This is a genomic window from Clostridium fermenticellae (assembly GCF_003600355.1).
GTDB classification, from domain to species: domain Bacteria; phylum Bacillota; class Clostridia; order Clostridiales; family Clostridiaceae; genus Clostridium_AV; species Clostridium_AV fermenticellae.
Window position 1 is genome coordinate 136,413 of sequence record NZ_CP032416.1, and the last position, 20,182, is coordinate 156,594.

Consider the following 20,182-nt stretch of genomic DNA (forward strand, 5'->3'; position numbering starts at 1 on the left):
CGAATTTATGGATCTCAAATATGGAGATAAAATAATAGAAATGCAGGGCATAATTGTTGAAGTAACAGATGGCTCTGTTGGGATAGATTTGAAAGGAAGACTTGGATATTTGTCAGTACCTTTGAGGATGCTTATAACAGATTATCCATTAAAGGTTGGGCAAGAGATAGGATTTAAAATGAGTTTCCCGGAAGTTTTATCTGGAGAGGCAAATGAAAAGTATGTAAGTAATATAAAAATCAGAAAGGAAGGTAGAAAATAATGAGCTTAGAAGTTGTTAAGGGATTGCAGTCAGAAATTTTTGTTCCTGTAACACCACCACCTGTTTGGGCTGAACCTAAAAAGCCACTTAAAGATATGAAAATAGCCATAGCTACAGCAGCTGGCGTACATTTAAAATCAGATAAGAGATTTAATTTAGCAGGTGATTCTACATTCAGAAAAATACCAGGTAATACACCATCAAGTGAATTAATGGTTTCTCATGGTGGTTATGATAATAGTGATGTAAATAAGGACATAAATTGTATGTTCCCTATAGACAGAGTAAGAGAACTTGTAGAAGAAGGATTAATAAAAGAAATAGCACCAACTCTTATAGGATTCATGGGAGGCGGCGGAGATCAGCAAAAGTTTAGAGAAGAAACTGGTCCGGCTATTGCTAAAATACTCAAAGATGAAGGAGTAGATGGAGTTATAATGACCGCTGGATGAGGAACCTGCCACCGCTCTGCAGTTTTGGTGCAGAGAGCAATAGAAAAGGTAGGTATACCTACTGTAATTATAGCAGCTTTACCACCAGTAGTTCGACAAACAGGAACTCCAAGAGCAGTTGCTCCACGTGTTCCTATGGGTGCTAATGTAGGTGAACCTAATAATCCAGTAATGCAAAGGGATATAGTAAGAGCTACATTAGAACAATTGATTGCTATAAAGACTCCTGGAACTATAGTTCCACTTCCATTTGAATATATAGCTAAAGTTTGATTTTATTTAAATATAGTTATAAGCCTTTTTAGGCTTATAACTATAAGATTTATTTTTTTAAGATTGTGATGTGATGATATTTAATGGAGAGTTGTAAAAAAATGAGGAGACTCGTTATAAAATGTTTTCATATAGATAAAGTGGAATTTTCGGAAAAGACTTATATACATGATAAGACCTTGTATATAAATAGTAAAATTCTAGATAATAAAAATATAAACTATGACTTAATAAAATCTATAAAAATTGACATAATAAATCCTGATAATCATGATTTATTTGTAAACTCTATTTTAGATTTCTCACCGATAGCGACAAAAGTATTGGGAAGATTGGGTGAAGGTATAACTCATGTACTTACTGGAGTTATGACAATGCTTACAAGTGTGGATGAAAATGGAATTCAAGTTGCTGAGTTCGGTTCATCGGAAGGCATATTGAAAGATCAAGTGTTTTTTGGAAGAGCAGGAACTCCTGATAAAACAGATATATTAGTTCATATAGATGTTACACTTAAAGCTGGAAAAGGAGCTAATAGATCTGGTCCAATGGCAGCGCATGAAGCTTCTGATATGATAATTCAAGAGATAAGAGATTTTCTTAAAAAAGTAAATGGAAGATTGTGTGATGAAAAACATGAATATTTTGACACGATCGATTCTAGTAAAAAAAAGATAGTTATTGTCAAGCAAGTTGCAGGACAAGGAGCTATGTATGATACTGGCTTATTTTCACGAGAACCAGGTGGTTTTACGGGATGCAGATCTATTATAGATATGGGGAATATGCCTGTAGTACTTAGCCCGAATGAATATAGAGATGGAGCACTTAGAGCTATGAATTAAGGTTAGGAGGACAGATATTATATGGGAATAGGACCTTCTACTAAAGAAACAACTTTACATCACTTTAGAGATCCTTTACTTGATGTTGTTTCTAATGATAACGATATCGACCTGCTTGGTGTAATAATAGTAGGTACACCACAGGAAAATCAGGATAAAATTTTTGTGGCACAGAGAGCAGCAGCATGGATAGAGGCTATGAGAGCAGATGGAGTTATAGTATCAATAGATGGATGGGGAAACAGCAATATTGATTTCGCATCATTAATACAAGAAGTTGGGGAAAGAGATATTCCTATAGTTGGAATGAGTTTTGTTGGAACTCAGGCCCAATTTGTTGTAACTAATAAATATATGGATACTATAGTTGATTTTAACAAATCTAAGGACGGTGTAGAAACTGAGGTTGTTGGAGAAAATAATATAGTTGAACTTGATGCAAAAAAAGCCTTAGCCTTTTTAAAATTAAAAATGAACAGAATTGGAGGAGAGAGAAAATGAAAATTGAAAAAAGCATATTTGCAGTTGATTCACATACGATGGGAGAAGCAACAAGGGTAGTAGTTGGAGGAGTGCCTAGCATTCCAGGAAAAACTATGCCGGAGAAAAAGGAATATCTGGAAGAACATATGGATTATTTGAGAACTTCAATAATGCTTGAACCGAGAGGACATAATGAAATGTTCGGATCAATTATAACACAGCCAACTATGGATGAAGCTGATCTTGGAGTTATATTCATGGACGGCGGCGGATATTTAAATATGTGTGGACATGGATCAATAGGAACAGCGACAGTAGCAGTTGAAGAAGGAATAGTACCTGTAGAGGAACCTGTTACAACTGTAATGCTTGAAGCACCGGCCGGACTTGTGAAAGCTAAAGTAAAAGTTGAGGATGGAAAAGCAAAACAGGTTTCACTGGAAAATGTACCTGCATTTTTATATAAGAGAGATATTGAAGTTGAGGTACCCGGTATCGGGAAAGTAAGAATGGATATATCTTTTGGCGGAAGTTTCTTTGCAATAGTTAAAGCAGAAGATCTGGGAGTAGAAATATGTCCCGCAAATTCACAAAAATTAATTGAAGTAGGCATGAATGTTATAAAAGCAGTTAATGACCGGGTTGAAATACAACATCCGACTCTATCACATATAAAGACAGTAGATCTTTGTGAAATTTATGGACCTGCAAAAAGTCCGGATGCAACTCTTCAAAATGCCGTAGTGTTTGGACAAGGACAACTGGATAGATCACCTTGTGGAACCGGAACAAGTGCTAAACTTGCAACACTCTACGCAAAAGGGAAATTAAAGATTAATGAAAAATTTGTGTATGAAAGTGTTTTAAAAACAAAATTTGTAGGCAGAGTATTAAAAGAAACAAAGGTTGGAGATTATGATGCTATAATTCCAGAGATAACGGGAGCCGCTTATGTAACAGGGCACAATCAATTATTTATAGATCCAGATGACCCGCTTAAACATGGATTTATATTGAAGTAAAAGAGTAACAAGACTATATAAATAAAAGGAGGGTTCCCGATGGTAAAAATAGTATTATTTACAATATTACTAGTAATGGTAGTATGTTTTGCATTTATATTCTTCAGGGATTATATAAAGACCGGTAAAGAAAACAAACTGGAAAAATCAAATTTTTTTGCCTTAGGTGCGGTTGGGTTTTTAACAAATTTCTTCGATACTCTGGGAATAGGAAGTTTTGCGCCTACTACCGCTTTACTAAAATTTTTCAAGTTATCAAAAGATAGAACTTTACCCGGAACTTTAAATGTATCATGCACTATACCGGTAGTAATAGAGGCACTTATATTCATAACAGTCATCAAAGTAGATCCCCTAACTTTATTTTTAATGCTTGCAGCAGGTGCTGTAGGCTCGGTAATCGGGGCGGATATAGTTTCAAAATTAGATGAAAAGAAAATAGAAGTTGCGATGGGAGCAGCACTGGTTATAGTAGCACTTGTAATGCTGGCTTCACAACTTAAACTTATGCCATCAGGAGGGACACAAGTAGGTCTTACTGGCTGGAAGCTTATTGTAGCTATAGCAGGTAACTTTATATTAGGTGCACTTATGACACTTGGAATAGGGTTATATGCACCATGTATGGCATTAGTTTTTGCCCTTGGAATGAGTCCTAGAGTAGCATTTCCTATAATGATGGGTTCCTGTGCATTTTTAATGCCGGTTGCATCTGTCAAATTTGTAAGAACAGGATCATATGACAGGAAGGCTTCGTTAGCTATAACAATATTTGGTGTTGTTGGAGTGCTAATTGCAGCATATATAGTAAAGTCACTTCCATTAAATATTTTGACATGGCTGGTAATAGTAGTTATTTTCTATACTGCAGTTACGATGTTTATGTCTGCAAATAAAAAAAGAAATGCAGGAAGTCAGGGTGAAAAGGCAGAATCATAAAATTTGAGGTTAAAATATTAACAAATATCGAGCAAATTATTTACAATCCTTTTTTTATATGATATAATAAAACACGCTATTATATTTAAGTATGAAGAAAAGGAAAAGTAAGAATACTAGTCTTTCTTAGAGAGGAAATAATGGTGAAAATTTCTAAGGACTGTTTCCGAACCTGCCTTGGAGTTTTGTATTGAAGTTGTATATTTATCAGCGTAAGATACAACGGAAAGTTTCCGTTAAATTAGAGAGAGTATGTTCTTTTTAAGAATATACTAATCAGGGTGGTACCGCCGATATGACCTCGGTCCCTTATTTGGGATTCGAGGTCTTCTTATACATTTTTATTAGACAGTTGTATACTCAATATACTAATATATACAATTGAGTGAAAATTTTTTATATACAGTTAATTAATGCTTTAATTTACAATACTTACAAACTAAAATACTTAAGGGAGGAAGAAATTAGTTATGCTTAAAGTTTTATTAATTTTACTTGCTATATTTGCAATATATTTTCTAGGTATATTTATAAAGGATTATAGGTATAAAATTAAAAATAATCGAGTTGATGATAAAAAATTTTTTACATTTGGATTAATAGGGTTCATAGTTAACTTTTTTGATACGCTCGGAATAGGGAGTTTTGCTATATTTACTGCAATACTTAAAAATTTTAAACTTACTCATGACAGAACCATACCGGGAACATTAAATGTTGCTTGTGCGATACCGGTTGCAGTAGAAGCGCTTGTATTTATAAATGTAATAAAAGTTGATGTTTTTTCATTGATACTTATGATTATTGCAGCTACACTTGGAGCTGTACTCGGGGCTGGTTTTGTATCTAAATTAGATGAAAGAAAAGTTCAGATTGGGATGGGAACGGCACTTCTTGTAGTTGCATTTATAATGTTTGCCGGGCAAGTGAATTTAATGCCATCTGGTGGAAATGCAACATCATTGTCTGGTGTAAAGTTGTGCATAGGACTTGTTGGAAATTTTATTTTTGGAGCGTTTATGACACTTGGAGTAGGTATATATGCACCATGTATGGCTTTGGTATTTGCTCTTGGAATGAGTCCTAGAGTAGCTTTCCCTGTGATGATGGGATCATGTGCATTTTTAGAAATAGCTGCTTCTATTAAATTTGTAAAAGAAGGAGCGTATGATGTTAGAGTACCGCTTCCTGTTATGATATTTGGTTCTATAGGTGTCCTTATAGCCGCGTATATAGTGAAACAATTGCCTCTTTTTATACTAAAATGGGTGGTTATAGTTGTTATAATTTATACATCAATAATTATGTTTATGTCTGCTTTCAAAAATACTAAGAATGAAGCGTAGTATTAAAATAGTAAAGTACTCTTCACATTTAATATGAATTAAACATATTATAACAATATAACAAGCATTTATATTTGGAGTGAAGTCATTGTTATATGCGCTAATTCTTGCTGGTGGAAAGGGAACAAGATTATTTCCATTATCAAGATCTAAGAATCCAAAGCAATTCTTAAAAATCATTAATGGCAAGAGTTTTTTAAGAAATACAGTTGATAGAATATTTCCTCTAGTTGATAAAAGTAATATTTATGTTGTGACAAATAAGGATTATATAGAAAAAGTTTATAAGGAGCTTCCCGATATCTCAAAAGATAATATATTTTCTGAACCGGAAAATAAAGAGACAGCAACTTGTATAGGATTTTCGGCAGTTAAATTGCTCAAAAAAGATAAAGATGCGATGATGATAGTTTTACCCTCCGATCATTATATTCATGATCAAAAGGTGTTTATAGATACAATTTCTCAGGGAGTTCAAATTGCTGAGAGAAGAAGGGGAATGGTAACTATAGGAGTAAAACCTACAAGACCAGAGACTGGATATGGATATATTGAAATGGGAGAAAGGATAAATGGTGACATTGCAACCTTCAAGGTCGAGAGATTTTTGGAGAAACCTAATATTGAAGTCGCTAAAGATTTATTAATAAAAGGAACATATCTTTGGAATAGTGGTATGTTTATATGGAGGGCAGATGTTTTTTTAAGAGAAATGCAAAAATATCTGCCTAAAATGTATAAGAGTATGATTAAGATATATGAGAGTATAGGTACAGAATCAGAAGCAGATGCTATATCAAATCAATATAGCATAATAGATGGGATATCTGTAGATTTTGGTATAATGCAGAGAACACGAAAGGCATATGTTATAAAGTGTGAATTCCTGTGGGATGATATAGGAACGTTTGCAGCTTTGGGGAGGTTTTTAAAAGAATATAGGGGAAATAATGTATCTGGCAATACATTTTTGGATTCGAGTCAAAATTGTATTGTGTTTGGTAAAGATAGATTAATCATAGCATTTGGTATAAAGGATTTGATTATAGTGGACACCGGTGATGTACTGTTAGTAATGGACAAAAACAAAGATCAGGAAATAAAATATCTTGTTAATCTATTAAGTGAAGATGGATTAGAAGGATATTTATAGTAAGTTAAACCTTTCATAAAAAACATGAAAAAGCCAGGCTTTTTCATGTTTTTTTGATTTACAGGAAACATTGAATATTTATAGAAAACATGTTAGAATATTATAAATTATTAGTAATAACCATTCTGGTTAATACTAATTAAATATCTTAGGAAGAAGGTATGTTTTATGTTAAGTGACAGACTTGTTGAAGCTATAAATGAACAAATAAATTTTGAGATGTACTCGGCGAATATATATTTTGCTATGCAGGCATACTGTGATTCTATTGATCTGGATGGATTTGCTAATTTCTTCAAAGTGCAGATTCAGGAAGAAAACTATCATACATCCAAATTTTATGATTTCTTAAAGACAATGGGAGCAAGAATAAAAATAGGTGCAATAGAAGGGCCTAGTAATGAATATAGCTCAATAAACGAGATATTTAGAATTGGTTTGGAACATGAAAAGAAAGTTACCTCCAGAATCTATAATTTAATGGATATGGCAACTGAAGAGAAAGAACATGCAACCATAAGCTTATTGAAATGGTTTATAGATGAGCAGGTAGAAGAAGAAGATACATTTAATAAACTTATTAAGAAGTTAGATAGAATAAAAGAAAATCAAGCAGGTATATATATGTTAGATACAGAATTACAAGCGAGAACTTTTGTTCAACCAACAGCTACAAATGGTAACTAATTTAATTAAGGGATAGGAGGATAGTACTTACATTTGATTTACACGGTAAGTATTGATAAATTTTATGATTGATAATAAGGCATTTTACAAATTAAGTTATGGTCTCTATGTTGTTAGTTCTATTGCAAGTGGTAGAAAAAATGGTCAAATAGCTAATACGGTTTTTCAGATAACATCAGATCCATTAACTGTTGCTGTTAGTATAAATAAATCAAATCTGACTCATGAATACATACAAAGGAGCAGACTTATAGGTGTATCTGCATTGTCGGAGAAAACACCTATTCCGTTCATAGGAAGATTTGGATTTAAATCAGGAAGGGATATAGACAAGTTTGATGGAGTAGATTTCAAAATGGGAGAAAGCGGAGTCCCTATAGTATTGGAAAACACAACATCATATTTTGAGCTGCAAGTTGAAAAAGAGGTAGATACTTCAACTCATACAATATTTATATGTAAGGTGTTAAATGCTGAAGTTATTGATGATTCTAATGCAATGACTTATAAATATTATCAGGAAGTAAAGCAGGGAAGAGTTTCTAGGCCTTCCGTAGAATCTGACGTAAAGACTTCTGATGGAAAGTCTAAGTATATGTGCCAAATATGCGGATATATATATAATCCGGCAGTTGGTGATGAAACTTCAGGGATAGCAGCTGGAACGGCATTTGAAGATTTGCCTAGCAACTGGCAATGTCCTGTTTGTAAAGTTAGTAAAGATGAGTTTAAAAAAATAGATTAGATCACTACTAAAAAAACATCTTTTTGGATCAATATTAAAGTCCAAAAGGATGTTTTTTATTGCTTATATATTTTTACTGTTAATAGTAACAAACAACAGGGGTACCAGCATCGATATTATTGTATAGAGTTTGTGCCAAATAATATGGGGCATTTACACATCCATGTGAACCCGATGTTAGATATATATTTCCTCCAAAGGAACTTCTCCAACTTGCATCATGTATGCCTATTCCTCCATTAAAAGGCATCCAAAAATTAACTGGAGAAGCATAACCTTCACCCTTTAGGGTTGCATTTCGCTCTTTATATTTTAATCTGTACACCCCGGCTGGAGTTGAAGTATTTAAACTCATATTGCCAGTTACAACATCACCTTGAGTTACTAGAGATCCTTTCTTATAGAACCATAAATGCTGGTTTACCATATCTATTTCAACATAAGTATTTCCAATATCATCTGAACTGTGTGATGCTGCAGTTTGGAGATATATGGGTTCTCTTGTAACAGTCCTTCCATTTTTTATATCATCAATTAATTTCTGAATATCTTCACTTGAATTAATATCCCATCCGTAATCTCCACCACCTATGCTTATTGTATTGCCAGAGGTTGTAACGAAATTTCTTGTTTTGCCAATTGTTTCATAGTTACTAAATAACTTGCGCATATATTTTGTTAATATGCTGTTGTCAAAAACAACTTCATAGTTATCATCAACATTAAGCCACTTATTTATTTTTGAGCCATCTATAACTTCCTTTTTATCACCGAAAGTATATATTATTTTTGATGAAACATACTTATTAAGAATATTCTTTATTTCTGAAGTCTTTTTTGATTTCACGGTATATTTTGGTTTCAGATAACAGTTTGTCGAATCTAGGTTTAATGTTGTAGTGCCAGTAGACAATGCATTTACAATATTCTTATATAAGACATCTTTATCTATCTTGTTACCATTTACTTCATTTAATACCACATATCCTGTGCTGGAATATTTAAAACTCGGATTTTTGGGTTCGATTATATTTTTACTATCTAAACAAGATAAGTTGTTAATTTTTTCCTGAAGTAGTTTATTACTATATATAATATTGGCTTTAAGTTTAGAGTTTTTCGAATCTAATGCTCCAAATATCCAATTGAAACTACCCTGCTTGTCTTTAAGTCTCTTAAATTCATCGTTTGAACTGAGTTTTAAATTAATTTCAGTTGATGTGATTTGCTCAGTTTTTCCACTCTTTTCTTTTAAACTTAGTTTATATGATTCCATTTGGGAAGTCATTTGTTTAGCTGCTTCTTTAATAGTCTTAGCTGAAACATTTACGCAGTTAATTTCAGTTCCAAAATAAAAATGAGTCCTAAAATATGTTGCCATTCCCAAGTATATAACAAGAAGAGTGCATATTATGCTTCCTACTATAACCTTGTTATTTTTATTTTTTTTCTCCTTTTCAGTTTCTGCGTCATTTTCCATGATACCCATCCCTTCTGACTTGCGATAAAATTTTAGAAGTTAATTTTTGTATTTTAATATTAATAAAATCCATGTTTAATTATAACATTAGATTACCAAATAATTAAATAAAAAATATATTAAATTTTTAGTTTATAGGAAGAAAATGAATTTTTTATTATGAAAAATATAATCACCTGCAAATATTAAGTATTTACTTAATATTTGCAGGCGGTTACATATTTTTAAAACAAATACTTTCCTACTTTATTTTACATTATTCTGGTTTTAATGTCCACATTTATTTGTAAATTTTTGAAAGTTAAATTATATTAATGGCGAAAATAATCGACTCATTTTTAACTTTTTAATGTCTTTTTGCAGTATTATAGATTAAACTATTAATATAAAAGGAGGTAGTTTGATGATATACATAATGACAGCAATGTATTACGAAGCACGGCCGCTTATAAAGACTTTTGGATTAAAAAAAGACTTGAATTATGATAAGTTTCAAGTTTTTAGAAACGATGATGTAGTTCTTATAATAAGTGGGGTAGGTGCTGTAAAGGCATCAATTGCAGTAACGTATATTCTCACTTCTTTAAGAAGAGATATATTAGATGACGATATTTTTATAAACTTTGGTATTTGTGGTTCGGCTTATAAGAAGAATGGAATTGTAATATGTAATAAGATAACTGACCATTGTACTGGAAGATCATATTATCCTGATATGTTGTTTAAGCATCCATTTTTAGAAGGAGAAATTGAAACCTTTCCTAATGTGATTAATGAAAGAAGAGATATGGAAAGTGATTTTGTAGATATGGAGGCATCCGGAGCTTTTCAAGCGGCTTCTTTATTTTTTTTAACTTGTCAGATGCATTTTATAAAAATAATTTCAGATTTTCTTGTTACGGATAATATAACAGGTAATAGCGTAGAGAAATTAGTAAATGATAATTTAGATGATTTTGTTAAATGGCTTAATTTAAGAAGAAATATATGTTTAAAAGAAAAGAAGATATTGACTAATTATGAAAATGTATATATAGAAAGTATTAGTCATAATTTGAATATTACAGATAGCATGAAACATGAATTTGTAGATTTATGTATTGATTATAAAATAAGATCTCATGATGATTTAAGCGGAGTTCTTGAATTATTTGAAAAATACAAGTGTCAATCTAAAAGGGAAGGGAAGATTTATTTTGGAAAACTCAGATCAAAGCTTATGGAATTGTAATTTTTCTCATATATATGTTGAGAAAGACGCTGTTAATAATGTAAATACAAAAACGATATTAAGATATTTTAAAGATGCTAATAAAATATACATAGACAGCTATAAAGAAATTTTTAATAGATCTCATCAAAGTTTTAATATTCAGAAGAAAAGTATTAATTTAATACTTGCAATAAAAAAGGATAATTTTATATATAAAGGCGCAGATGTATGTGAAAACTTTGGAAATAAGTATTTTTATTACACATCTTCAATAATGAATTGTATATATAATTGCGAATATTGTTATCTCAAAGGAATGTATCCTTCTGCTAATATTGTAATATGGGTTAATGTAGATGATACTTTTAAAGAGATATCGGAAATTTTGAAACAACATCCGATGTATATATGCATATCATATGATACTGATTTACTTGCACTTGAAACTGTAACATCCTTTGTGAATATGTGGATAGATTTTGCGAAAGATAGAGATAATTTAAAGCTTGAACTCAGGACTAAGAGTTCAAATTTTAATTCAATAGCGAATATTAAGCCTATAAAAAATATGATTATAGCATGGACACTTTCACCCGAATATATAATTGAAAGATTTGAAAAAGATACTCCATCCTTCAAGAAAAGGATTAGCAGCATAAAGATGGCGATAGATATGGGATGGAAGGTCAGAATTTGTTTTGATCCATTGATATATGTTGATAATTGGAGAGAAGTATATTCAAATTATTTGAATGAGTTGTTCAATTTAATACCTGCTGAGAAAATATATGATATAAGTATAGGTGTATTTAGAATATCAAAAACCTACTTTAAAAATATGAAGAAGCAGCATAGAAATTCTTATATACTTGCGTATCCGTTTGAATATACCGATGGTGTATATAGTTATAGAGAAAAAGATAAAAATGAACTTGTTGATTTCGTATACAATTTGTGTAAAAAGTATGTGAATAACTGCAAGATATATGTATAATAAAAGTTGTGTATTTAATTTTAGGGTATCGAGGTGATGTAATTAAAATGACGATGAGATCAAAAGCCGATTTAAGTTTATTATCCATTACAGTGTTTTGGGGTGCTAGTTTTCCAATAACAAGTGTTATATTGAAATATGTACCACCATATTCGCTTATGGTATTGAGATATCTTGCGGCAGGAATAATGCTCCTTATAGTAATTTATAAAAAATTTAAAAGTATGGATATTAAAATAATAAAGGCGGGAATATTAATAGGCATATCTTTATTTTTAGGATGTGCGCTTCAATTTGTTGGACTTGTTTACACAACTCCAAGTAAATCGGCATTTATAACAGGACTCAATGTTGCAATTGTTCCTGTAATTTTGGCATTTAAGCTAAAGAAATTACCAGATATGAAAACAACACTAGGAATTATATTATCTATAAGTGGACTTGCCTTTATATCCTTAAATGCTGGTGGCCCAATAAACTTGGGTGATTTTTTAACTCTACTTTGTGCAGTAGCATTTGCAGTTCAGATAATACTTGTAGATTCATATGTAAGAGATGCGGATCCACTTGTAATTACATGTATTCAGTTTCTTACTATTGGTATACTTTCAATTCCGCCTTCGATTTTTATTGAGCACTTTAGTGTTACATTTAATCGGTTTTCTGTTATAAGTTTACTGTTTATGATATTTTTTTGTACTATAGCTGCATATGGAGTACAGAATAAAATGCAGAGATATACAAGCCCTACTCATGCAGCAATAATATTTTTAGCAGAACCAGTATTTGGAGCTATAACATCTGTCTTTATAGGTGATAGTTTGACAGGAAAAACTTTAATTGGCTGTATAATGATTCTTGCCGGAATGGTTGTTATAAATTTGAAGATAAAAATGCCTCAGCTGAAATTAAATAAAGATAATAATTGATGAACGCTATTTCTTTAATAGCGTTTTCTTCATACATGTGGAATACTTCTCATATAATATTATAAGTAGAATTTAATACATAACTATTTATTAGGGGGAGTATATATGAAGGTTACAGAAAAAATAGAAAGAACAGCCAGAGAGGTTCTGATAAAAAAGGCAGTTGATCTATTAAGTAAAGATCCAGAAAAGAATGTTCATAAGTTGATTGAACTGGTAAAAAAATATGTTTATAAGGACGAAGATAATTTAAGTAGGGTAAAAGTGGTTGAAGATTTATATGATAATAATCCTCCTACAAATCAATTTATAAATAATATTTTAAAAACAACTGATATTAATTGTATGAAGAAATTTTTTATAAATTTTCTTGCTAATTCAGCGTGGTATGGAATGCCTAAAAGAGAAAAGTTTTTTGATAAAACTGGTATAAAAACACCATATGTAATACTTATAAGTCCTTCAATGAGATGTAATTTAAGATGTGGTGGCTGCTATGCGGCTAATTATAGTAAGGAGGACGATATACCTTTTGAGGAACTCGATAGAATTATAGGTGAGGCTAGGGAACTTGGCATATATTATTTTATAATCTTAGGTGGAGAACCGTTTATCAATAAATATATGCTTGATATATATAAAAAATATAGTGATTGTATGTTTACTCCATTTACAAATGGAACCTTATTTAATAAAGAACTTGCAGATAAGATTAGGGATCTTGGAAATGTTGTTCCTATGTTTTCACTTGAAGGTTTTGAAAAGGAAACTGATATGAGAAGAGGCAAAGGTGTATTTAATCAGGTAATGAAATCTATGGATTTACTTAAAGAAAGGGGAGTATTATTTGGAGTATCTACTGCAACAGGTAGGAATAATATAGATGCTGTAACTTCTGATGAATTTATAGATATGCTTATAGAAAAAGGTGCTAAGATGAGTTGGTACTTCATATTTATGCCAGTTGGCAGAGATCCTGATGTAAATATGATGCTCACACCTGAGCAGAGAATATATTTAGGAAAAAGAATTAGAAAGATAAGAAGTAGCAAACCGTATTTTGCAATAGATTTCTTTAATGATGCACCATACGTAGGAGGATGTATAGCTGGTAAGTATTATTGTCATATAAATTCTCATGAAGATGTTGAACCATGTATATTTAGTCATTTTGCAGCTGATAATTTAAAAGGAAGAAAGCTTGTTGAAGTATTTGATTCTAAGTTTTTCAAAGAACTTAGAAGTAGGCAGCCATATAATAAAAATTTATTACTTCCTTGTATGATGATTGATAATACAAATGTAATAAGAGAAGTAATAGAAAAAACAGGAGCAAAACCTACAGATGATGGAGCAAGAATGATGATATCAGACAAAAAGTTTCAAGATGAGCTTAATAATCTGGCTTATGATTTTAAACCTTATGCAGAAAAATCATGGAAAGAAGATTTTAATTGTAAAGGTAATTATAAAATGTCCAAGGGTTAATAAAATAGGATGATTAAAACATCCTATTTTATTTTTTATTGATTTTTTAAGTCATATGGTATATTTTATTAGTGTATTCTAATTAATAATTTTAGGAGAAATTTTATGATAAAAAGTAGAAGAATTCTTAAGTTAATAAATTGTTTTATTTTAATAGTCATTTTGACTTCATGTAGTAATATGAATACATCAAGTAGTAAGAGTAAAAAATTGACCGGTAAACTTACTATATTAACTGATAAAAGATATGAACCAATACTCAAACTGGCAGCGAATAACTTTGAGAAAGAGAATAAAAAGGTTAATATAGAAATAAAAACTGATGACAACTTATATAATGATTTAGAATCCAATATAAAGGCTAAAGATAAATCTATAGATATAGTGTCTGTTGAGGATCCTTATATAAAATATTATATAAGCAAATATATGAATTCATTTTTGAATGTTTCAAGTGATATATCATATTATAGTAGTAACATTATAAAGCATCAACTAAATAATGTTACTATAAAAAATAAAGTTTATGGATTTCCGTGGAGTACATCTCCAAGAGTAATAATTTATAGAAAAGATATTTTCAAGCGAGAAAATATAAATGTTGATGATATAAAAACCTGGGATGATTATATCGTATTAGGACAAAAAGTAACTTATGATACCGGTAAACAATTTTTAACCAATGTAAAAGATATTGATAATAATATGTATTTAGTTTTCGCAAATCAACTTGGTACATCTTATTTTAATAGTGATGATAAACTCGATCTTGATTCCAGTATTTCCATCAAAGCTGCCGATATGTTAAAAAAACTATATTCTGAGAACATATTATTTGATTTGAAATCAAGAAAAGAATCAGTACAATCTATTTTAAATGGAAATAGTGTATCTATGATAGCTGATTCACAATACATAAGTTATATAGAACGTAACTTTCCAGGTTACAAAGGTAAACTAGGAATAATGAAATTACCTGCATTTGAACCTGGTGGAAATAGAGATGTTTCGGTAGGTGGGTCTAATTTGCTTATAAATAATTTGGGTAAAAATGTTGATCTTGCAAAGGAATTTTGTAAGTTCTGTATAAGTGATGATCATACAATAATTGATTCTATGAAAAACTATGGATATTTTCCCGTATTCTTTAGAGATTATAACTTAGTTGAATTTAATAAAAATGATAGTTATTTCAATCAAAATATATGGCAGATACTTGGTAGAACTGAGAAAGGTAGTTTCCCTATAAATTATACACAAAATTTTATAAATATAAGACAAGAATGCAGTGAGGCTTTGAGTTCTGATAACTTAAAAGATAAACAAGCAAAAGACATATTGGATTCTCTTAAGAAAAGTCTGGAGGAAGGTAAGACTATAGAAAATAGATGAGTAAAAAATTATAAAACGTTTACAAAAACTAAAAATTAGTATATAATATTTCTGTAAGGGATTAATCATAGGGATTTTTTAACATACATGGATTGAGTCTTTTGATTGGGAACGGTAGCAATCAAGAGACTCTATTCGTATTTACATAATTAAAATATTCTCGTATGCTTTTAAAGTTTTTTCAGCTGTTTTTTTCCATGAAAATTTTGAGGATTGTTTTAGTGCTTTAGTTTTCATTTCTATCAATAAATTATTATTATTTAGCAGAACTTGAATTGATTTTGCTATTGAATCTAAATCAAATGGATCCACAAGCATCCCACCGTCGCCTATTACCTCTGGTATAGATGATATATTAGAGGATACAACAGCACATCCACAGCTCATTGCTTCGAGTGGAGGAAGCCCAAAACCCTCATAAGTTGATGGATATACGAATAAATCACATGCATTGTAGAATATTGGGAGATCATCCTCTGGAACAAAACCAACAAATTTCACAAAATCATTTATATTTAATTCGCTGCACAATTTTTTCAATATATCTGATTCATCGCATAATTTCCCTACTACAACCAAATTGTATTGTTCCGTTAAATTCCTATATATTTTTGAAAATGCTTTTATTAGTGATTTTACATTTTTTCTGGGACTAAAGCCACCTAAATATAATATGAATGGTTTATTTATATTATATTTTTTTGAGACAAATTCTCTGCATTTAATATTGTTCATGACTTTATATTTTGTGTCAGCAGCTAGAGGAATTACAAAGATTTTATTATCATCAATTGGAAAGAACTTAAGTATATCATTTTTAGAATATTCAGATACCGTTATTATCCCATCAGACATTTCTATTATATTTGGCATTTCTTTTAAAAATTTATTTAAGTATCCTCTGCCTACTGTTTCGGGGAGTATATATGGTATTAGATCATGTACTGTAACTACTTTTTTACATGTGATATTTTCAGAAATATCAATGCCATTCTGAGGAACATGATAAATATCTATATTTTCTTTTTTTAAATTAGTCGGTATATAAAAGTCTTCAAAGAATTTATGGTGTTTTTTAGAAGTCATTAAAATTTTTGTGTTAGATTTATCGATCTGATTATAGTTATCGCCAGACCAATATATATGATAATAATTTTCTGTATGTTCTTCAACCATATGTTTCAAAATTTTATCAGTATAAGTACCTATACCGGTACCATTATACCAATTGACACCTCTCGCATCTATGGCAATTCGCATAAATAATTTACCTCCATATCAAATAAGCATTAAAGGATTTAATGTACTAAAATTAGTAAAGTTCTAATTATAATATATATTATTAAGTTTTATTATAAAGTGTGCCATTTGGAACATACGTATGTATTAATTCATATACTACATATATAGTGATATTCTGGAGGAAGAAGGTTGCAGTTTGATGATGTAGAGCAGGTTCTTGAGAAGTATTATGATAAAGATGTCACTTCTATAGAAAAAATTAAAAATGTTTATAAAGTATGTTGTAATGATAAAAAATATTGCTTAAAAGTAATAAACTATAATTTTGGGCATTTTTTATTTATTATTTCCGTGATAAAACACCTTCAACAAAATAATTTTAAATATATACCTGAAATAATAAAAACTAATGAAAATAAAGATTATGTTTTCATTTCTAATAAATATGCATATCTTACTCTATGGATAGAATCACGGCATTGCAATTATGAAAATCCAATAGATATGATTATTGCAGCATCAAAATTAGCAGAACTTCATGATAAAAGTATTGAGTTTGAAGTTACTGACGATATGAATCCTAGAATTGGTTGGTTTAAATGGATTGAAACATTTAAAACTAGAAGGTATGAGATATTGGATTTTAAAGAGAAGATACTAAAAAAAGAGGATAAATCCGAGTTTGATATTCTGTATCTTGGTATGATGGATCATCAGCTTGATATAGCAACTAGTTCGATAGATAACCTTATAAGAAGCGATTATATAGAATGCATGAGTCAGGAGATAGAAGCTAAAGGATTTTGTCATCATGATTTTGCCAATCATAATATACTCATAAGTTCAGATGGAAAAATAAATGTAATAGATTTTGATTATTGTATACTTGACAGTTATTTGCATGATGTAGGCAGTTTACTTGTAAGAATGATGAAGGGTGGTAAATGGAGCATAAATAATGCACTTTTTATACTTGATGCTTATAATGTTTCGAATAGAATTAGACAAAATCATATACCTATATTGTCAGCTTTTATTGAATTTCCTCAGGATTATTGGCAAATAGGAATTCAGTATTATTGGGAAAAGCAGCCATGGAGTGAGGAGAGTTTTATAAAGAGGCTAAAAAAGATAGATACTGATGATGAGAATAAACAGGATTTTATAAAAAAATTTAGTTTTACAAAGTATAATTGATATTTTTAGGAGTGTGAAGAATATGTCTCATAAAAAGCATGATTATAAGTATCATGAGAATGATTTTGATAAAATAGATATTGAGGAATACGATAAGGAGCTTGACAGTTTAAAGAAAAGTGTAAAACTGCTCGAAAGGTTTAAGAAGAGAAATAAGGAGATAGTGAAACTTCAAAGAAAAAAACGAGAGATAATAAAGAACATCAATAGCAAAAGGAAGTCTAGATGAGGTTTCAAGAGGAGGTAAAAAGGTATGTTTAAAGATACAACGTGGGCATTTACAGAGTACCTCAATTTAAAAAACATAGAATGTACAGAGAATTTAAATATACCAGAAATAATTGATAATCGCATAATAGAGAGTCAGGTGTATGCTATAGCAGAATTTAATATAAGAACTTTGGGATACGATGAGGATATGAATAAAAAACTTAAGAGTAATGTTGGCAATATTATAGAGAGGAATAAGATATATATTAAAAGATTAAAAAGATTTTTAAATAAGCTTAAAGAGAAGCGTCCTAAAAGTGAATTTGAAAATAAATTATATAAAAATGGACTTGAGTGTCTTGATAGGGGCAGCAAGTGTATAGATATAATATATCAAAGCGATTATATAGGACTTATAAAGAGAAGTATGTATAGAAAGGAAGTATGCCTTGGGAGTACGTATTATAATAATTTAAACATAGATGCTGATGGAAAAATAAGAATAAGGTCTTTAGAAAAATGTTGTTATGATATGGTAGAAACTGATATAGTTTATTTTTTGAACAAACTTAAAAAAATGGACTCCAAAGTAAACTTGGTAAAATTAATAGATGATTTCTGTAATATGGAATCATTGGACAAGAGAAGCTTTAAATTCATATCAGCTCTTTTATCCTATCCATATTATTCTATGAAGTATTACAATAAATTTATAATTAATGCAGAAGATTACAGCGAGTTAAAAAGTCTTAAAAGTCTTTCGAGAGCAATCAAAAAGGATAGATATAACCTGATTTAGAGGGGTGTTTATAATGTTAGGAAAGAAATACTTATCAGAATATGATCTGTGTATAGATTTATTCAATAAATTTGACTTGAATGTGATTGATGTGGTTCCCGTAAGGAATGTATATATGGCATCTACAGATAAAGGAAATAAGATACTTAAAAAGGTTGAATATACAATAGAAGAACTTAAATATATAGATGACTTATTAAACTATATAAGAAATAAATTTGATAGAGTGATTAGTTTTGTGAGAAATAAAGACGGTAAAATTTATACGATATGGAACGGAGATATGTACTGCATTATGGATGTTGTACAGGGTAGTGAATGTAATTTTAGCAATCCTGTAGATATATCTATTGCAGCTAGGGCTCTTGGAGAAATGCATGCGGCCTCTGAAGGATTCAAGACTAGTCTATCTAATAAATACAATAATGGTAAATTAATCGATGATTTTAAGCGAAGAGTACAGGAAATGGATTTTTTTAAGAGTATAGCAATGTCACATGAAAGAAAAAATGAATTTGATGAAATGTTTTTAAAAAATGAAGAATATTATATAGATGAAATAAAGAATTGTGTAAGTCTTTTAGAAGATTCTTGTTATTATAAACTATGCAGTGAGGAAGATAAGGTTGTAGTGTGCCATCATGATCTGGCACATCATAATATATTAATACGTAATGAAAAAGCTTACTTTATAGATTTTGATTATGCTATTATAGATTTAAAGATACATGATTTATGCAATTTTATAAGTAAAGTGATAAAAAATTTCTGCTTTGATATTAATAAAGCGGATACCATAATAGAAAATTATTGTATCACTAATTCGTTGAATAAAAGAGAATTAGAAGTTTTATATGCGATGTTTACTTTTCCAGAAGACTTTTATTCGATATGCAAGGATTATTATACGAGACGAAAAGATTGGGGAGAAGATATATTTCTAAGTAGATTTAAAAAGAAAATATTATATAAAGAAGATAGGGAGGAATTCTTAAGGAATTTCAGAAAATTAATTTAATAAAGAATATAAT

The 20,182-nt window shown here is 30.2% G+C and carries 21 protein-coding genes and 1 other annotated feature; of the genes, 19 read left to right on the top strand and 2 right to left on the bottom strand.

Annotation, left to right across the window (positions count from 1 at the left end; all coding sequences use genetic code 11):
- Window positions 1-7 precede the first annotated feature (7 nt).
- The 10 genes from D4Z93_RS00650 to D4Z93_RS00695 all read left to right on the top strand — a co-directional run bounded on the left by D4Z93_RS00650 (window position 8) and on the right by D4Z93_RS00695 (window position 8,207).
- Window positions 8-262: a CBO2463/CBO2479 domain-containing protein gene (locus D4Z93_RS00650; RefSeq protein ID WP_119969858.1), complete on the top strand. Its 255-nt coding sequence runs from the start codon at window positions 8-10 to the stop codon at window positions 260-262.
- Complete coding sequence (gene prdB / locus D4Z93_RS00655) at window positions 262-987, top strand: D-proline reductase (dithiol) protein PrdB (RefSeq protein ID WP_119969859.1); 726 nt, start codon at window positions 262-264, stop codon at window positions 985-987. The genes D4Z93_RS00650 and prdB overlap by 1 nt, the downstream gene beginning before the upstream one ends.
- A 101-nt stretch (window positions 988-1,088) precedes the next feature.
- A complete protein-coding gene (gene prdD, locus D4Z93_RS00660) occupies window positions 1,089-1,832 on the top strand; it encodes a proline reductase cluster protein PrdD (RefSeq protein WP_423243038.1) in 744 nt (247 codons plus the stop codon).
- Window positions 1,833-1,853: 21 nt separating this feature from the next.
- Window positions 1,854-2,333 (top strand): glycine/sarcosine/betaine reductase component B subunit, encoded by a 480-nt coding sequence (locus D4Z93_RS00665; RefSeq protein WP_119969861.1) that lies wholly within the window; start codon window positions 1,854-1,856, stop codon window positions 2,331-2,333.
- Window positions 2,330-3,337, top strand: a complete 1,008-nt coding sequence (locus D4Z93_RS00670; RefSeq protein ID WP_119969862.1) for a proline racemase — start codon at window positions 2,330-2,332, stop codon at window positions 3,335-3,337. The genes D4Z93_RS00665 and D4Z93_RS00670 overlap by 4 nt, the downstream gene beginning before the upstream one ends.
- Before the next feature lie 39 nt (window positions 3,338-3,376).
- Window positions 3,377-4,276: a sulfite exporter TauE/SafE family protein gene (locus D4Z93_RS00675; RefSeq protein WP_119969863.1), complete on the top strand. Its 900-nt coding sequence runs from the start codon at window positions 3,377-3,379 to the stop codon at window positions 4,274-4,276.
- 85 nt (window positions 4,277-4,361) lie between these two features.
- Window positions 4,362-4,589: a binding site (T-box leader), on the top strand.
- 157 nt (window positions 4,590-4,746) lie between these two features.
- Window positions 4,747-5,622 carry a sulfite exporter TauE/SafE family protein gene (locus D4Z93_RS00680; RefSeq protein WP_119969864.1) on the top strand — a complete coding sequence of 292 codons (876 nt, stop codon included), beginning with the start codon at window positions 4,747-4,749 and terminating at the stop codon, window positions 5,620-5,622.
- A gap of 88 nt (window positions 5,623-5,710) precedes the next feature.
- Window positions 5,711-6,775, top strand: coding sequence for a mannose-1-phosphate guanylyltransferase (locus D4Z93_RS00685; RefSeq protein WP_119969865.1), 1,065 nt, complete (start codon window positions 5,711-5,713; stop codon window positions 6,773-6,775).
- Between the two features lie 168 nt (window positions 6,776-6,943).
- Complete coding sequence (locus D4Z93_RS00690; protein WP_119969866.1) at window positions 6,944-7,462, top strand: ferritin; 519 nt, start codon at window positions 6,944-6,946, stop codon at window positions 7,460-7,462.
- 64 nt (window positions 7,463-7,526) lie between these two features.
- Window positions 7,527-8,207 carry a flavin reductase gene (locus D4Z93_RS00695; RefSeq protein ID WP_119974170.1) on the top strand — a complete coding sequence of 227 codons (681 nt, stop codon included), beginning with the start codon at window positions 7,527-7,529 and terminating at the stop codon, window positions 8,205-8,207.
- Window positions 8,208-8,286: 79 nt separating this feature from the next.
- Here D4Z93_RS00695 and D4Z93_RS00700 read toward each other — a convergent pair whose 3' ends face one another.
- Window positions 8,287-9,687 (bottom strand): L,D-transpeptidase family protein, encoded by a 1,401-nt coding sequence (locus D4Z93_RS00700; RefSeq protein ID WP_119969867.1) that lies wholly within the window; start codon window positions 9,685-9,687, stop codon window positions 8,287-8,289.
- Window positions 9,688-10,090: 403 nt separating this feature from the next.
- Between D4Z93_RS00700 and D4Z93_RS00705 the strand changes: the two genes are divergently transcribed.
- The 5 genes from D4Z93_RS00705 to D4Z93_RS00725 all read left to right on the top strand — a co-directional run bounded on the left by D4Z93_RS00705 (window position 10,091) and on the right by D4Z93_RS00725 (window position 15,703).
- Window positions 10,091-10,918: a 5'-methylthioadenosine/S-adenosylhomocysteine nucleosidase family protein gene (locus D4Z93_RS00705; protein WP_119969868.1), complete on the top strand. Its 828-nt coding sequence runs from the start codon at window positions 10,091-10,093 to the stop codon at window positions 10,916-10,918.
- Window positions 10,884-11,894: an SPL family radical SAM protein gene (locus tag D4Z93_RS00710; protein WP_119969869.1), complete on the top strand. Its 1,011-nt coding sequence runs from the start codon at window positions 10,884-10,886 to the stop codon at window positions 11,892-11,894. Before D4Z93_RS00705 ends, D4Z93_RS00710 begins: the two co-directional genes overlap by 35 nt.
- 47 nt (window positions 11,895-11,941) lie before the next feature.
- Window positions 11,942-12,823, top strand: coding sequence for a DMT family transporter (locus D4Z93_RS00715; RefSeq protein WP_119969870.1), 882 nt, complete (start codon window positions 11,942-11,944; stop codon window positions 12,821-12,823).
- A 105-nt stretch (window positions 12,824-12,928) separates the two neighbouring features.
- Window positions 12,929-14,311 (top strand): radical SAM/SPASM domain-containing protein, encoded by a 1,383-nt coding sequence (locus tag D4Z93_RS00720; RefSeq protein WP_119969871.1) that lies wholly within the window; start codon window positions 12,929-12,931, stop codon window positions 14,309-14,311.
- Between the two features lie 105 nt (window positions 14,312-14,416).
- The gene (locus D4Z93_RS00725) at window positions 14,417-15,703 is read left to right on the top strand and encodes an ABC transporter substrate-binding protein (protein WP_119969872.1); all 1,287 of its coding nucleotides are present in this window, start codon (window positions 14,417-14,419) and stop codon (window positions 15,701-15,703) included.
- 141 nt (window positions 15,704-15,844) lie between these two features.
- Here D4Z93_RS00725 and D4Z93_RS00730 read toward each other — a convergent pair whose 3' ends face one another.
- On the bottom strand, window positions 15,845-16,963 hold the full coding sequence (locus D4Z93_RS00730; protein ID WP_119969873.1) for a glycosyltransferase family 4 protein: 1,119 nt from the start codon (window positions 16,961-16,963) through the stop codon (window positions 15,845-15,847).
- Window positions 16,964-17,134: 171 nt separating this feature from the next.
- On the opposite strand from D4Z93_RS00730, the gene D4Z93_RS00735 reads away from it, so the two are divergent.
- The 4 genes from D4Z93_RS00735 to D4Z93_RS00750 are packed head-to-tail and all read left to right on the top strand — an operon-like array spanning window position 17,135 to window position 20,169.
- Window positions 17,135-18,142: a CotS family spore coat protein gene (locus D4Z93_RS00735; RefSeq protein WP_119969874.1), complete on the top strand. Its 1,008-nt coding sequence runs from the start codon at window positions 17,135-17,137 to the stop codon at window positions 18,140-18,142.
- Between the two features lie 22 nt (window positions 18,143-18,164).
- Window positions 18,165-18,371, top strand: a complete 207-nt coding sequence (locus D4Z93_RS00740) for a hypothetical protein (protein ID WP_119969875.1) — start codon at window positions 18,165-18,167, stop codon at window positions 18,369-18,371.
- Window positions 18,372-18,395: 24 nt separating this feature from the next.
- Window positions 18,396-19,151, top strand: a complete 756-nt coding sequence (locus D4Z93_RS00745; RefSeq protein WP_119969876.1) for a spore coat protein — start codon at window positions 18,396-18,398, stop codon at window positions 19,149-19,151.
- A gap of 13 nt (window positions 19,152-19,164) precedes the next feature.
- Window positions 19,165-20,169, top strand: coding sequence for a CotS family spore coat protein (locus tag D4Z93_RS00750; protein WP_119969877.1), 1,005 nt, complete (start codon window positions 19,165-19,167; stop codon window positions 20,167-20,169).
- Window positions 20,170-20,182: the final 13 nt, after the last annotated feature.